The sequence below is a fragment of the Stenotrophomonas sp. 89682_Sma genome, from assembly GCF_056481405.1.
In genome coordinates this window covers 4765597-4781326 of record NZ_CM151147.1, presented here as the reverse complement: position 1 = coordinate 4781326, position 15730 = coordinate 4765597, and the positions used below count along the sequence as shown (strand labels likewise).

General features: G+C 66.1%; 13 protein-coding genes. 9 read left to right on the top strand and 4 right to left on the bottom strand.

Annotation, left to right across the window (positions count from 1 at the left end; all coding sequences use genetic code 11):
• Positions 1-255: 255 nt before the first annotated feature.
• The 7 genes from rpmH (at position 256) to ACZK29_RS21910 (ending at position 9073) form a co-directional block, all read left to right on the top strand.
• Positions 256-396, top strand: a complete 141-nt coding sequence (rpmH, locus tag ACZK29_RS21940) for a 50S ribosomal protein L34 (protein WP_005411729.1) — start codon at positions 256-258, stop codon at positions 394-396.
• A gap of 5 nt (positions 397-401) precedes the next feature.
• Complete coding sequence (rnpA, locus tag ACZK29_RS21935; RefSeq protein ID WP_005411728.1) at positions 402-896, top strand: ribonuclease P protein component; 495 nt, start codon at positions 402-404, stop codon at positions 894-896.
• The gene (gene yidC / locus ACZK29_RS21930) at positions 896-2611 is read left to right on the top strand and encodes a membrane protein insertase YidC (RefSeq protein ID WP_049402912.1); all 1716 of its coding nucleotides are present in this window, start codon (positions 896-898) and stop codon (positions 2609-2611) included. Before rnpA ends, yidC begins: the two co-directional genes overlap by 1 nt.
• A gap of 110 nt (positions 2612-2721) precedes the next feature.
• Complete coding sequence (locus ACZK29_RS21925; protein WP_111202610.1) at positions 2722-3666, top strand: IS481-like element ISStma3 family transposase; 945 nt, start codon at positions 2722-2724, stop codon at positions 3664-3666.
• A 136-nt stretch (positions 3667-3802) separates the two neighbouring features.
• Positions 3803-6475 (top strand): polysaccharide deacetylase family protein, encoded by a 2673-nt coding sequence (locus ACZK29_RS21920; protein ID WP_478446504.1) that lies wholly within the window; start codon positions 3803-3805, stop codon positions 6473-6475.
• Between the two features lie 3 nt (positions 6476-6478).
• Positions 6479-7828, top strand: a complete 1350-nt coding sequence (gene mnmE, locus ACZK29_RS21915) for a tRNA uridine-5-carboxymethylaminomethyl(34) synthesis GTPase MnmE (protein ID WP_111205243.1) — start codon at positions 6479-6481, stop codon at positions 7826-7828.
• Between the two features lie 138 nt (positions 7829-7966).
• Positions 7967-9073: a glycerophosphodiester phosphodiesterase gene (locus ACZK29_RS21910; RefSeq protein WP_111205244.1), complete on the top strand. Its 1107-nt coding sequence runs from the start codon at positions 7967-7969 to the stop codon at positions 9071-9073.
• A 93-nt stretch (positions 9074-9166) separates the two neighbouring features.
• Here the strand turns inward: ACZK29_RS21910 and ACZK29_RS21905 are convergent, their stop codons facing one another.
• Complete coding sequence (locus ACZK29_RS21905; RefSeq protein WP_164147281.1) at positions 9167-9937, bottom strand: rhomboid family intramembrane serine protease; 771 nt, start codon at positions 9935-9937, stop codon at positions 9167-9169.
• Positions 9938-10043: 106 nt separating this feature from the next.
• Complete coding sequence (locus tag ACZK29_RS21900) at positions 10044-11006, bottom strand: TerC family protein (RefSeq protein WP_010487446.1); 963 nt, start codon at positions 11004-11006, stop codon at positions 10044-10046.
• 350 nt (positions 11007-11356) lie between these two features.
• Here ACZK29_RS21900 and ACZK29_RS21895 point away from each other — a divergent pair, with 350 nt between their 5' ends.
• The gene (locus ACZK29_RS21895) at positions 11357-12526 is read left to right on the top strand and encodes a class I SAM-dependent rRNA methyltransferase (RefSeq protein WP_010487449.1); all 1170 of its coding nucleotides are present in this window, start codon (positions 11357-11359) and stop codon (positions 12524-12526) included.
• Between the two features lie 40 nt (positions 12527-12566).
• On the opposite strand, the gene ACZK29_RS21890 is transcribed toward ACZK29_RS21895, so the two are convergent.
• A complete protein-coding gene (locus tag ACZK29_RS21890) occupies positions 12567-13451 on the bottom strand; it encodes a hypothetical protein (RefSeq protein ID WP_111205246.1) in 885 nt (294 codons plus the stop codon).
• On the bottom strand, positions 13448-14263 hold the full coding sequence (locus ACZK29_RS21885) for a protein klaA (protein WP_478448673.1): 816 nt from the start codon (positions 14261-14263) through the stop codon (positions 13448-13450). Before ACZK29_RS21885 ends, ACZK29_RS21890 begins: the two co-directional genes overlap by 4 nt.
• A 154-nt stretch (positions 14264-14417) precedes the next feature.
• Between ACZK29_RS21885 and ACZK29_RS21880 the strand changes: the two genes are divergently transcribed.
• On the top strand, positions 14418-15659 hold the full coding sequence (locus tag ACZK29_RS21880; RefSeq protein ID WP_478446502.1) for a dipeptidase: 1242 nt from the start codon (positions 14418-14420) through the stop codon (positions 15657-15659).
• Positions 15660-15730: the final 71 nt, after the last annotated feature.

Genomic DNA, 15730 nt, shown 5'->3' with positions numbered 1-15730 from the left:
CAGCAATAATCGTCCGGTGGCCGGGGCATGGACGCGACAAGGCGCCCAAACACAGGCCTGAAAGGGGGGAAATGGATGGCTCAGACTACCACCGAGCGCCCGCCTTCGGAATGCTTGTCCCCTACTTATTCACAAAAACATCCACAGCTATTGCACAGCCCGGTGAATTCGCGTAGCTGCCAGGGGTTGACTTGGGGCTGGGTACCTCTCTAGAATTTCCGGTTCTTTCCGTCCCATTCATACGAGAGGCCCCCAATGGCCACGAAGCGCACCTACCAGCCCAGCAACCTCAAGCGTAAGCGCGACCACGGCTTCCGTGCCCGTATGAAGACCGCTGACGGCCGCAAGATCCTGTCGCGTCGCCGCGCCAAGGGCCGCAAAGTCCTGAGCGCCTGATTGCCATGCCGCACCCCGCGGCAGACGCAATCCCTTCGACAGTGAATACTGCAGACCCGCGCAAGCGATTCCCTCGCTCTGCGCGGGTTCGCACGCGTGCCGAATACTCAACGGTCTTCAACGGCGCCCGCCGTGTGTCCGATCCGCTGATGACCCTGCACTGGCTGCCGGCTGACCGGCCGGCCAGGCTGGGTCTGGCGGTTTCCCGCAAGGTTGATCCGAACGCCGTCGGGCGTAACCGGATCAAGCGCGTCCTGCGCGACATCCTGCGTCAGACACGTACCGACATCCAGCCAGGCGACTTTGTCGTCGTGGCTCGTAGTGCTGCGCGTTCCGCCAGCAACGACGAGATCCGCCAGGCCTTCCTGCGCCTGCTGCGTCGCCTGCGTGCATTGCCCACGCCGGGCGTGGACGGCACAATGCCGCCGCCTGATGGCATCGCAACTCCTTCTTTGACCGAGCCGGCATCGCGTCCCGGCCCCGCCGAGCCTGTCCGCTGATGAACCAGACCCGCGTATTCCTCATTTTTGCCTGGCTGATGGTGGCCGTGCTGCTGTGGATGGAGTGGAGCCGTGAAAAGGCTGCTCCGACCCCGGCACCAACCACCACGTCGGCCCCGGCCGCCGCACAGAGTGTTCCGGGCGCGAACCCCGGCGCCATCCCCAGCGCCCAGGTGCCGGGCGCCCCCGGCCAGGCCGCCGCACAGGCCCAGGCCAGCGCTACCCCGGCCAGCCAGCGCGTGACCGTCACCACCGACGTGCTGCGCCTGGTGCTCGACGGCGGCCGCGTGCTCGACGCCGAGCTGCTGCAGTTCCCGCAGACCAAGGACGAAGGCAGCCCGCCGGTCCGCCTGCTGACCGAAGACCCCGCCCACCCGTACAGCGCGATCAGTGGCTGGGCCAGCGAAGACAAGAACACCCCGGTCCCCGGCGCCGACGGCTTCAAGCTGGTGGGTGACACCAAGGACTTCGTGCTGGCCAAGGGCCAGAACGAGCTGCAGATCCCGTTCGTGTGGACTGCCGACAGCGGCGTGACCATCAAGCGCACCCTGACCGTCTCGCGCAACGAGTACGCCGTGCGCTTCAAGGACGAAGTCAGCAACGCTGGCACCGCGCCCTGGAACGGCTACGTCTACCGCACCCTGGACCGCACCCCGACCATCCTGTCGCGGAGCATGACCAACCCGGATTCCTTCAGCTTCAACGGTGCCACCTGGTACGACAACGACAAGAAGTACCAGCGTCGTGCGTTCAAGGACTACCTGGAAGACGGCACGCTGAACCAGAACATCACCGGCGGCTGGCTGGCGATGCTGCAGCACCACTTCTTCACCGCCTGGATCCCGCAGAAGGACCAGACCGCGCACTACGTGCTGTCGCAGGTGGCTGGTCGTGACCTGATCGAAGCGCGTGGCCCGGCCTTCACCGTGGCCCCGGGCCAGTCCACAAGCACCGAAGCGCGCCTGTGGGTCGGCCCGAAGCTGGTCAACCTGATCGCCAAGGAAGACGTGCCGGGCCTGGACCGCGTGGTCGACTACAGCCGCTTCTCGATGATGGCGGTGATCGGCCAGGGCCTGTTCTGGGTGCTGAACCAGGTGCACAAGCTGGTCGGCAACTGGGGCTGGGCGATCGTCGGCCTGGTGGTGCTGCTGAAGCTGGTGCTGTATCCGCTGTCGGCAACCCAGTACAAGAGCGGTGCCAAGATGCGCCGCTTCCAGCCGCGCATCGCGCAGCTGAAGGAACGCTATGGCGACGACCGCCAGAAGTTCCAGACCGCGATGATGGAGCTGTACAAGAAGGAAAAGATCAATCCGATGGGCGGCTGCCTGCCGATCCTCATCCAGATGCCGATCTTCTTCGCCCTGTACTGGGTGCTGGTGGAATCGGTCGAACTGCGCCAGGCGCCCTGGTTCGGCTGGATCCAGGACCTGACCGCGCGCGACCCGTACTTCATCCTGCCGGTCATCAACGTGGCAGTGATGTGGTTCACCCAGAAGCTGACCCCGGCACCGGGCATGGACCCGATGCAGCAGAAGATGATGCAGTTCATGCCGCTGGTGTTCGGCGTGATGATGGCCTTCATGCCGTCCGGCCTGGTCCTGTACTGGGTGGTCAACGGCGGCCTGGGCCTGCTGCAGCAGTGGTGGATGACCAAGCGCCATGGCGGCGAGCCGGTCCCGGCCACCACCGCTCCGGCCCCGGTCAAAAAGAAGTAATTCCGACCTGTAGAGTCGACTGTTAGTTGTGATCTCTCTGTACGTTGTTCATCCGGGGCATCTTTGGAAAATGGTGGTTACCACACCGTTCCAGCCCCCAAAGAGCCCGGATGAACAATCATAAAAATGCCCGTTTGACGACGTTTAGTCGAGCGCTTCTGGTCCACCGTATCCTCCACGAGGGCTTACGCCCGGAAGAAGCAGCTCAAGCGTGTGGCGTAAGTGTGCGTACGGCCTACAAGTGGCTGGCCCGATTCCGCCAGTTCGGGGCACCGGGGCTGGAAAACCGCAGCTCACGGCCTCACCAGACGCCGCATGCCACACCTGCTCCGGTAGTCGAGCAGATCAAGGAGCATCGCCGTAAGCGGCAGACCTACCTGACCATCTCCAAGGCGCTGGGGGTCGGCCACAGTACGATTTCAAGGCTGATGCGCGCCCACGGCCTCAATCGGCTGTGTCGGCTTGATCCGCCCAAGGAGGTCATCCGATACGAATACGATCAGCCCGGAGGGCTGCTGCACCTGGACATCAAGAAGCTGGGCAACTTCCAGCGGCCAGGGCACAGAACCGATGCCAAACGCCGGGGAAATACCGCTGGCGGTGGCTGGGGCTACGTCCACGTGGCCATTGACGATCACTCCCGGGTCGCCTTCAGCAGCGTCCACCCCAACGAACAGGGCGAAACCGCCTGCCAGGCGTTGCTGGGCGCTCTGGAGTACTACGCCAGCCTGGGAATCACCTTCAAGCGGATCCTGACCGACAACGGTGCCTGCTATCGCTCCACCGCCTTTGCCAAGCTGCTCAAATCCCTTGGGATCAAGCACATCAGAACCAAGCCCTACACGCCGCGGACCAATGGCAAAGCCGAGCGCTTCATCCAGACCAGCCTGCGCGAGTGGGCTTACGCCTGCGAGTACGCATCCTCGGACCAGCGCAATTCCGTGTTGAGCCAATGGCTGCACCACTACAACTGGCACCGTCCCCATATGGCGATCGGCGGCCAGCCACCTATCTCCAGAGTGCCGCTGAACAACGTAGTGGGTTTACACAGTTAGTCGACTGGCGGACGAGCAGTCGACTGACAGTCGACTCTACCGCCCCGATCGACGCGAGAAGCCCGCCGCAAGGCGGGCTTTTCGCATGCGGCGTTAGAATCGCCTGCACATCGTTCCTCCCACCTTCGAGTCCACCATGCCGCGTGCGTCGTCGTTCCGCCTGTTCCTGCCTTCGCTGTTGTTGACGCTGGTTGTTGCCGGCTGCGGCGACAAGGACGCGAAGGCGCCGGCGACCACGGTCACCCAGCCCAGCGCGCAGGCCGCGTCCGCCGCCGATCCTGCCGCTGCACCTTTGCTGGCCGCGCTGCAGAAGCAGCTCGACGGCTACCGCCGCATCATCGTGCTGCTGGCCGACGAGGAACAGCAGTCGGCTGCCGACCGCGGTACCTCCACGCGCGTGGGCCAGCAGCTGTTCCACGATGGCCTGGAACAGCGCACGGCCATCGCCGCGCAGTTCGACACGCTGCTGCGCGGCTCCAGTCCGCAGCGCTTCGCCACCCTCGGCACCGTGCTGGACTACATCGAGTCGGCGCCGGAACTGTTCGACGCCGACCGCCTGGCCTTCCGCGAAGTGCTGCGTGACCTGCATGAACGGGTCGGCACCGATTCGTCGCTGCCGGCGGTGAAGCTGCACCAGCGCATCGGTGAGGACCTGGAGGCGCTTGATGAGATCGAGCGCAACTACAACCAGGAACTGACCCGCATCTTCAGCCGCTTCGAGCGCACCCGCGCCATCGAGTTGAAGCGTGAGAAGTGGGACGACTACATCGCCCACCTGCACAAGGACTACAGCCGCGAGGCGATCCTGCGCGACTACGGCGTGATCGAGCCGTACCCGATGTCGATGAAGGACAGCGACCGCGAGATCTTCGGCCGCGACCTGCCGGCCAAGACCGTGGTGCTGACCTTCGACGATGGCCCGCACAAGGCCTATACCGATGAAGTGGTGGCCATCCTCAAGCGCTACGACGTGCCGGGCGTGTTCTTCGAAGTGGGCCGCAACCTGGGCAAGGTGGAAGCCGATGGCAAGGTCAGTCTCGGCCCGATGGCGAAGATCAGTCGCAATCTGATGGAGGAGGGCTATGCGGTGGGCAACCACAGCCTGACCCACGCCCAGCTCTCGCGCACCACCGGTGATGCGCTGCGCCAGCAGGTGCTGGATACCGACACGCTGCTGAAGGATGTCGACAGCAAGCGTGCACCGCTGTTCCGCTTCCCCTATGGCGCGCGCAACGCCGAAGGCCTGCAGCTGCTCAACGAGGCGGGGCTGAAATCGATCATGTGGAACATCGACTCGATGGACTGGGCCGATCCGGTGCCGGAGTCGATCGTGCAGCGCGTGCTCGACCAGGTGAACAAGGAACAGCGCGGCATCATCCTGTTCCACGACATCCACGATCGTGCGGTGAAGGCGTTGCCGCAGATCCTCGACCGCCTGATTGCCGATGGCTACCAGTTCGCAGGCTGGAACGGCCGCGACTTCACCGTTGCCCGCGCGCGCAAGGGCGACACCGGTGCCGCCACCGTAACCACCGGCTACGAGAAGTCGTGGGCAATCGTGGTCGGCATCGACAACTACGCCAAGTGGCCGAAGCTGGAATACGCCAGCCATGACGCGCAGGCAGTGGCCGACACATTGACCGGGCAGTTCGGCTTCCCGTCCTCGCAGGTGATCGTGCTGAAGAACGAGCAGGCCACCCGCAACAACATCCTGGCCGCCTTCCACGACCGCCTGGCCGATGACCGCACGGGAAAGAACGACCGCGTGTTCGTGTTCTTCGCCGGCCATGGTGCTACCCGCCAGCTCGCCTCCGGGCGCGACCTCGGCTACATCATCCCGGTTGATTCGGACCCGAAGGAATTCGCTACCGATGCCATCGCGATGACCGACATCCAGAACATCGCCGAGAGCATGCAGGCCAAGCATGTGATGTTCGTGATGGATGCCTGCTACAGCGGCCTGGGCCTGACCCGTGGCGGCCCGTCGTCGTCGTCGTTCCTGCGCGAGAACGCCCGCCGCAGCGCGCGCCAGATGCTGACCGCCGGCGGCGCCGACCAGCAGGTGGCCGACGCCGGCCCCAATGGCCATTCGGTGTTTACGTGGGTACTGCTGCAGGCGCTGGCCGGCAAAGGCGACCTCAACGGCGATGGCCTGATCACGGGTACCGAACTGGCCGCCTACGTGGCGCCGGCCGTCTCGGCCGTTTCGCACCAGACGCCGGCCTTCGGCAGCCTGCCCGGTTCGCAGGGCGGGGAGTTCGTGTTCCAGGTGCCGGACAGCCAGGAGTTCCTCAATGCCGATACGCGCCAGCTGACCGCCGATGCGATCGCACTGAACAACAAGGTCGAAGCCGCCAGCGAAGCCAAGGGCAGCCAGGCGCCGGTGACGGTGGCCGACCTGCAGGGCGGCAAGGCCAAGCTGGTGGTGCCCACTGCGGGCCCGGCGTCGGATCGCCAGCGCGCGCAGCAGGCCAATGACCGCGGCCTGCAGCTGTACCGCGAGAAGCAGTACGACGAGGCGGTGGCGCAGTTCACAGAGGCGCTGAAGCTGCGTCCGGACTTCGCCCAGGCTGCCAACAACCTCGGCTTCGTCTATTACCGCCAGCAGCGCTACGCCGAAGCCGCACGCTGGCTGGAGAACACGCTGAAGATCGATCCCTCGCGCGCCGTGGCCTATCTGAATCTGGGCGATGCCTACTTCAACGCGGGCGACAAGCCCAAGGCGAAGCAGGCCTACACCACTTACCTGGCGCTGCAGCCACAGGGCAGTGGTGCGGCGCAGGCGCGCGCGCAGCTGGAGAAGCTCTGAGCCATGAACGACGCGATCCGCACCGACACCATCGTGGCGATTGCCAGTGCGCCGGGCGCTGGCGGTGTCGGCCTGCTGCGCCTGTCCGGCCCGCGCGCCGCGGTGATCGCCAACGCGCTGGGCGCGCCCGCGCTGCGCCCGCGCCACGCGCACTATGCGCGGCTGCGCGAAGCCGACGGCGAGGTCATCGACGATGGCATCGTGCTGTGGTTCCCGGCACCGAACAGCTTCACCGGTGAGGAAGTGGTGGAACTGCAGGGCCATGGCAGCCCGGTGCTGCTGCAGCAACTGGTCGCGCGCTGCATCGCGCTGGGCGCCCGCCAGGCACGGCCGGGTGAGTTCAGCGAACGCGCGTTCCTCAACGGCAAGCTCGACCTGGCCCAGGCCGAGGCCATCGCCGACCTGATCGCCGCCGGCGACAACCGCGCCGCACGCGCGGCACGCCGCTCGCTGGATGGCGTGTTCTCGCGCCGCATCGAGGCCGTGGTCGAACAGCTGGTGCTGCTGCGCATCCATGTGGAAGCGGCCATCGACTTCGCTGACGAACCGCTGGATACCCTCGGTGGCGCGCAGGTGCGGCGTGGGCTGGAACAGGCGCGCAGCGATCTGGCCATTCTGCGCCGCGATGCCGAACGCGGCCGTCGCCTGCGCGATGGCCTGCATGCGGTGCTGATCGGTCCGCCGAACGCCGGCAAGAGTTCACTGCTCAATGCGCTGGCCGGCAGCGAACGCGCCATCGTCACCGACATCGCCGGCACCACCCGCGATACGTTGCGCGAAACCATCCGCCTGGATGGCCTGGAACTGACCCTGGTCGACACCGCGGGACTGCGCGACGGCGGCGACGCCATCGAGCGCGAAGGCATGCGGCGCGCCCACGTGGAAATCGAGCGCACCGACCTGGCGCTGATCGTGCTGGACGCGCGCGATCCGGCGGCCGGTGAAGCCGCGCTGGGGAATGCCGTGGCGGCGGTGCCGCACAAGGTCTACATCCACAACAAGTCGGACCTGCTGGATGCGTTGCCTGCGCCGGGCGACCCGGACCGCGTGTTCGTTTCGGCCGCCACCGGCGCCGGCTTGGAGGACCTGCATGCGCGCCTGCGCTCGATTGCCTCGGCCGGGGCGGGCGAGCAGGTGGACGGCGAGTTCTCCGCACGCACCCGCCACGTGGATGCGATCGAACGCGCACAGGAACACGCACAGCGCGCCGATGGCGAGCTGGCGCACGAACACCTGGAACTGGCCGCCGAGGAGCTGCGGCTGGCGCATGACGCGCTGGGCGAGATCACCGGGCAGATGAGCGCCGATGACCTGCTGGGACGGATCTTCTCCAGCTTCTGCATCGGGAAGTAACTGTAGAGCCGAGCCCATGCTCGGCTGTTCTTCCAGTCAGCTGAGCATGGGCTCGGCATCTACAGATGCAGGCTTCCCCCACCTGTCACATTGCCGCCTCATACTGACGCCCATCACATACCGCTTGGGGAAGTCGCAGTGAAGTCGTGGGGTTGTGCGTTGCTGTTGTCGCTGGCCGTGGCACCATCGGTGGCCATGAGTGCTGAATCCTCCTCCCCGGCCGCGCACAAGGTGTCCGTCTACGGCCATCGTGGGGCGAGCGCGTTGCTGCCCGAGCACACCCTGGCGGCCTATGCGCAGGCGATCGCCGATGGCGCTGACTACATCGAGCCGGACTTGGTGATGACCAGGGACGGGGTGATGGTGGCCCGTCACGAGAACGAGATCAGCGGCACCACTGATGTGGCCTCGCATCCGGAATTCGCCAGTCGCCGCACCAGCAAGGTCATCGACGGGCAGAAGGTCGACGGCTGGTTCACCGAAGACTTCACCCTGGCCGAGCTGAAGACCCTGTACGCGCGCGAGCGCCTGCCGGAACTGCGCAGCACCGCCTATGACGGCCAGTTCCGCATCGCCAGCCTGGACGAGATCCTCGCATTCCTTGTCCAGCAGGCGGGCCGTGCCAACCGCGGCATCGGCCTGGTGCCGGAGATCAAGCACCCGACCTACTTCCAGTCGATCGGCCTGCCGATGGAAGACAAGTTGCTGGCAGCGCTGCGTGGCAACGCCTATACCAACGTCGGCCCAATCACCATCCAGTCGTTCGAGACCGCCAACCTGCGCTACCTGCGTGGCAAGATCCCGCGTGGCAGCAACATCCGCCTGCTGCAGCTGCTGTGGAAGGGCGATACCCGGCCGGCCGACATCGCCAAGGCCGGTGGCACGCTGACCTACGCGCAGATGATGACCCCGGCCGGGCTGAAGGACATTGCCGGCTACGCCGACAGCATCGGTCCGGAGCTGCGCTCGATCATTCCGCTGGACGCCAAGGGCGCACTGGGTACGCCGACCTCGCTGGTGCGCGATGCGCATGCAGTGGGGCTGATGGTGATTCCGTACACGTTCCGCCCGGAGAACCATTTCCAGGCCAGCAACCTGCGCAAGGGGGCTGACAACGCGCGCAATGCCGAGGGATCGATCGCCGAAATGCGTGCCTACCTGGCCACCGGCATCGATGCGTTCTTCACCGATGACCCGGCGCTGGGCCGGCAGGCGGTGGATGGGATGGGCGCGGCGGGGAATTGATTTTCCCGGTAGTGCCGGCCGCTGGCCGGCAAGGCAATGATTGCCAACGAAGGTTCATGAGGTTGCCGGCCAGCGGCCGGCACTACCGTCACTTCAACCGCGCGGGTCGTCCGGGCGGCGGAACGGGATCACCACGTAGTCCTGGCCTTCGCGCGGCTGCCACAGCACCGGCACGCGCTGCGGTGACGGCGGTTCCAGCTCGTCGTCGGCCAGCGGCTCGACTTCGTCCTCTTCGTCTTCCCAGCTGTAGCGCTGGCGCGGCGGCAGCGGGTCGGCGTTGCGGAACAGCAGCGCGGCGATGATGCCGGCGAAGGCGCCGCCCATGTGCGACTGCCAGGACACGCCGTCGGCGTGCGGCAGGATGGTCATCAGCATGCCGCCGTAGAACAGCATGCCGATCAGGCCGGTGGCGATTGCCGCGCGGTCGCGGCGCAGCAGGCCCAGGCTGGCCAGCAGGAACATCAGGCCATGGGTCACGCCACTGGCGCCCAGGTGCACGCTGCCGGGGTTGCCCAGCATCCACGCACCAAGGCCCGAGCCCAGCCATAGCAGGGGCAGCGCGCGTACGGTGGCTTTCGGATACACGCTGCCGGCCAGGGTGCCCAGGATCAGGATGGCGATGCTGTTGGCGGCGATGTGCTCGACCGAGGCATGCAGCATCGGGCCACCGATCAGGCCAAGCAGGCCCTTGGCTTCCAGCGGTGCGACCGCCCACGGCCGCCAGTCGAAGGTGCCCTGCAGGGCGAACACGGCCACCAGCACCAGCACGGCGGCCAGGCTGACATTGAACGCCCGCAGGATGCGCGAGCGGTCATTGCGGGGGGCCGGCACGTCGCCGGCGGGCAGGGGCGCGTTGTTGTCCATACCTCAGCAATGGCGGTGACTGGCGCGAAACCAAGGCCACCGCTGCGGGAGAGTGGGCGCGGCCGGCGGGACAATCCCACCGGCCGCACCGTTCAACGGGTCAGGCTCAGGCCTGGCCTTCGCCTTCCTTCGGCGGGTACTTCAGGCTCAGCACCACGGTGGCGGCAATGATCACCGCCACCACGCCCAGCGACACCGGGGTCGGGATCTTGAACAGGTCGATGATCATCATCTTGATGCCGATGAAGCCCAGCACCAGTGCCAGCCCGTACGGCAACAGGTGGAAACGGTCGGCCATGCCGGCCAGCAGGAAGAACATCGCGCGCAGGCCCAGCACCGCGAACACGTTGGAGGTGAGCACGATGAACGGGTCGGTGGTGATCGCGAAGATCGCCGGGATGCTGTCCACCGCGAAGATCACGTCGGTGACCGCGATCAGGATCAGCACCGCAAACAGCGGGGTGAACCAGCGCACGCCATCGCGCTTTACGCTCAGCGCGTTGCCGGCGTAGTCCGGCAGCAGGCGCAGGTGCTTGCGCATCCAACGCAGCGCCGGGTTGGTTTCCAGGTCCGGCTCCTGGCCGGCGGCGAACCACATCTTCCAGCCGGTGAACAGCAGGAAGGCACCAAACACGTAGAGCAGCCAATGGAACTGGCTGATCAGCACGCTACCGGCGAAGATCATGATCGTACGCAGCACGATCGCACCCAGGATGCCGATGATCAGCACCTTCTGGCGCTGCTCCTCCGGCACCGCGAAGTAGCTCATGATCATCAGGAAGACAAAGATGTTGTCGACCGCCAGCGCCTTCTCGACCAGGTAACCGGTCAGGAATTCGAGGCCGACCTTGTTGGCCACCACCTGGCCGGCGGTCTCATTCAGGTAGTACCAGAGGCCGGCATTGAACAGCAGGGCCAGCGCGACCCAGCCGATCGACCACCACAGGGCCTCCTTGAAGGTGACCTTGTGCGGTCCACCATGGCGCATCAACACGAGGTCGACCAGCAGGGCGATGACCACCACCGCTGCGAAGCCGCCCCACAACCACACGTTACCGATCGTCTGCATTGGGAATGTCCGTTGGAAAGATGAATGCCAGGCCGGACGGCGAGGATCTGCAACGGAGGATCGGGAGGGGGATCCAGGGACAGAGCTTCGCCAGTACGGCGAAGGTCTCGCTCGCAGTCCCAGTCGGCTGGAACTGCCGTTGCACCGGAGCCTGCGGGCTCGAAATGACGGCGACAACGTCTGGGAGCTACTCCCCTTCTGGCGCCGATTCTGCCGTCTGGGCGGGCCGCCGTCAAATGGCCGGGCAACCGGGGTCCCCGCTCTGGTAGATGCCAACCTTGGTTGGCATGCCGGCCGGGGCCAGAGCCCCTGCGGGGATCCGACCCCGGCGGCCGGTTTACAATAGGTGGATGAATACCCCCCTTCCGATTGTCCGCCTCAAGAATGCGTGGCGTTCCAGCCACCCGTGGATCTTCCAGAAACTGGTCGAGAAGCCGACCGTCCGGCCCAAGCCCGGTTCCATCGTTGACGTGGTCGGCATCGATGGTGAGTTCATTGGCCGCGGGTTCTACAACGGGCACTCGCGCATCGCCGTGCGCATCCTCGAAACCGATCAGAACGTGCCGGTCGATGCCGGCTGGTTCTCGCGCAAGATCGCCCAGGCGGTGTCGCTGCGCCGTGAGGTGCTCAAGCTCGATGCGGTGTCCGATGCCTGGCGCGTGGTGCACAGCGAAGGCGACGGCCTGTCCGGCCTGGTGGTCGACCGCTACGGCGACCTGGTGGTGGTCGAGTTCTTCGCCGCCGGCATGTTCCGCCATCGCGAGTGGATCTATGACGCCCTGCGCGAGCAGTTCCCGGGTTGCCGCTTCCACAGCTTCGCCGACGAGCACGTGCAGAAGCAGGAAAGTTTCGACTTCCACGGCAACACCACCACCGAAGCGTCGGTGATCACCGAGTACGGCATCAAGTTCCGCGCCGACCCGGCCGGTGCGCACAAGACCGGCTTCTTCGCCGACCAGCGCGAGAACCGCGAGTGGCTGAGCCAGCAGGTGGAAGGCAAGAGCGTGCTGGACCTGTGCTGCAACACCGGCGGTTTCGCCGTGTATGCGGCTGCGCGTGGCGCTTCGGAAGTGGTCGGCATCGACATCGATGAAGACGTCATCCAGATCGCCAAGGGCAATTCGCGCTTGAACAACGTGCGCCCGAAGTTCGTCCAGTCCGACATCTTCCCGTGGCTGCGCGATGCCGCCAACCGCGGCGAGCAGTACGACGTGGTGATCCTGGATCCGGCGAAGATGACCCGCGACCGCGACCAGGTGATCACCGCGCTGAAGAAGTACCTGGACATGAACAAACTGGCGCTGGGCGTGGTCAAGCCCGGTGGCCTGTTCGCCACGTTCTCCTGCACCGGCCTGGTGGCCGAGGACCAGTTCCTCGACATGCTGCGCCGCGCGGCCTATTTCTCCGGCCGCACCATCCAGATCCTGAAGGTGGCCGGCGCCGGTCCGGACCATCCGTTCATGGCCCATGTGCAGGAATCGCGTTACCTGAAGGCCGTGTTCTGCCGCGTGGTGGATTGATCCAGGGCTTCGGTGTTGCCGGTCGCTGGCCGGCAGCACCTCACGGTTGTGCGCTGGCCTGCGGGGGCGGCTGCTGAAGTTGCTGCAGCAGGCCGTTGATCACCCGGGCCCGGCCGCGCACGTGGTAGCCCAGTGTGGTCAGGCCGATGCCCAGTACCACGAGCAGCAGCAGCGACCAGGCCGCCACGGTCCCGAAGAGATCCAGCAACGCCATCTGCAGCCGATGTGCATGCAGCCAACGCTGGCTGCGTTCCGAGTGGGGAACCCCGGCCTTGGTTTCAAAGCGCGCGCGCATCGCCGTGGGAATCGCGATGCCGATATCCTCTCCGCGGGCAATTGCCTGGCCGATGCTGTTCAACGGCCGCGAGGGCCTGCCCAAGGCAAGCTGCGCCTCCAGATAGCCCTGCCATTGCGGGCTGAATCCGGAGAACCGGGGATCCTCCACGAGTGCCCGGAGTTTGTCGATCTGCAGGGGCACACCATCGCCCAGCGCTGCCTCCGAGCGGCTGAAGTCGGGGCTGGTGATGCCACTGGCGCCCAGCATGCCCACCAGGACCAAGCCGCCGATCAGGAAGGAGAAGGTGAACTGGCGGACACCCCGGTTGAGCAGCACATTGCGCAGCCCGAAGCCCATCCAGGTCAGGAATCCACCCACGATGATCAGGTAGGCCACCAGCGAGAGAGCCAGCGACGATGGATCATTGCCGTAGCCGCTCGGCACGTGTGCCGATGGTGGCCGGCCGGTCAACCCCTCCAGGCAGATCATCGCCAGCAGCCCGACCGGCGGCAGCACCGCGAAACAGGCCAGGCCCAGGGTGCGTGCGAACGAACCCCGGCGATACAGCGCGCGCAGGCCGGAAACCGCTTCGACCCGCTGCTGCAGCTCTGCTGGCACCTTCAGTGGATCGGGCCGGGACGTGATCATGCGGGTTCTCCGGAAGCACGAAGCAGCTGCTGCAGGGCCTGTTTCAGCTGGTCCTGGGCCTGTGCCGCACGCGCGACCATCTGCGGGCTGGCGTTGTCGCTGTTCTGCAGCGACTGGATGGTCTGGCGCCAGATCGGCACAAGGATCTGCACGGTCTCGCAGTAGCGGTCGAGCAGTTCAATGGCGTGGTTGCGTGCCAGCTGCACCTGGATGCGGCTCATCGAGTGGCTGGCCAGCAGCGCGGTCAGGTTGGCCACGCGCCGCTGCAGACGTTCCACGGGGCGGTCCAGCACCAGCGGATCGTCCACGGCGCCGTTGTCTGCTGGCAGTTCCTGCAGGAACTGCACCCCCGCATCGATGTAGATCTGCAGGCGTGCACCCTGTGCATCATGCTCGTCGAGTTGCGCATTCAAGCGGTCGACGCTGCTGCGCACCGCTGCCGCCTGGTGCTCGATCTCGGACAGCACGTCGCCGTTGCCGCCCAGCGCGATGCGCCGGCGAAGCCGCCGCTCGATATCGGCACCGGTGAACCGATCCCACCAGCTGGCACGTTCCAGCAATGCGTTGGGGTCGTGTTCGGAGAGGCGGCTGACCAGCTCAGCCAATGCCTTGGCCAGCGCGTTGGCGCTGCCATCCTGCCAGGCAGGCTCCGCACTGGCGCTGGCCAGTTCGGCCGGGCCATAGCGACCGATGTCGATGCGCCCGGCGAACAGGACCGGCAGCACATCGCGCTTGAGCTGTTCGACGCTGAGCGGCGTACTGTCAGGCGCAGGGTTTGCGGTAGGAAGGGGGGGCGGGGCGGAATGGGACATCGGAATTCCGTTTCAGGGGCGACGCAGCCGGTGGGCTGCCGTCATCGATAGCGGCTGCCGCCGAGTGTAATGGAGTGCGCGGGGTCCCCCGGCACTACCGGTGGTTGCCGACACAGCGCTATGGTCGGGTTCTTCTCCTTGCCGGTGAGAGTCCATGCCATCGCTGCGTCGCCTGTCTCTGTTGCTTACCCTGGCGCTGTGCGCCCCGTTGTCCGCCCATGCCATCGAGTTCAGCGCGCAGGAGCTGGCCCGCGCCAAAGCACTGCAGCAGCGGCTGGTCACCCTCGACAGCCACCTGGATACGCCGGCCAACTTTGGTCGCAGCGGTTTCGACATCGAGCAACGCCACGACCGCAACGCCCTTTCGCAGGTCGATTACCCGCGCATGGTCGAAGGCGCGCTGGACGGCGGTTTCTGGGCGATCTACACCGACCAGGGCGACCGGACCGCCACCGCCCATCTGGCCGAGCGTGACCACGGCCTGCAGCGACTGATGGAAATCCGCGAGATGCTGGCGGCCAATCCCGAGCGCTTCGCGCTGGCACTGACCGCCGATGACGCAGCGCGGATCAAGGCTGCCGGCAAGCGCGTGGTCTACATCAGCATGGAAAACGCCAGCCCGCTGGTGGCCGACCCCAGCCTGCTTTCGTTCTATCACCGCGCCGGCCTGCGCCTGCTCAGCACCGTGCACTTCGCCAACAACGAGTTCGCCGATTCGGCCACCGATCCCAAGGGCGGAGAGTGGAAGGGCCTGAGCCCGGCCGGCAAGGAGCTGGTGCGGCAGGCGGTGAAGCTGGGCATCGTGATCGATCAGTCGCATGCCTCGGACGCGGTGTTCGACGACCTGCTGGCGATGATGCCGGTGCCGTTCGTGCTGTCGCACAGCTCGGCCAAGGCGGTCTACGACCACCCGCGCAATCTCGACGATGCGCGCCTGCGCAAGCTGGCCAAGGCCGGCGGCGTGATCCAGGTGAACGCCTATGGCGGCTACCTGATCGACACGGCGAAGACGCCCGAGCGCAAGCAGGCCGAAGAAGCGCTGAGCAAGCAGATGGGCGGCTGGGAAGGCATGGGCATCGAGCAGGGTGTTGCCCTGCTGAAGGCCGAGCAGGCGCTGGACCACGAGCACCCGGTGCGCCACGCCAGCCTGGACGACTTCTTCGCCCACTTCGAGCACATCCTCAAGGTGGTCGGCCCGGAACATGTGGGCATCGGCCTGGACTGGGATGGCGGCGGTGGCCTGAGCGACCTGCCCGATGTCAGCCAGCTGCCGAAGATCACCGCGTGGCTGCTGCGCAAGGGCTATACCGAGAAGCAGATTGCCGGCATCTGGGGTGGCAACCTGCTGCGGGTGATGCGCCAGGCGCAGGAGTACGCGGCAAAGCAGGGCGGTTGACCGCCCTGCGGTAGTGCCGGCCGCTGGCCGGCATTGCTCGTATCAACAGGATGCGAGGTGCCGGCCAGCGG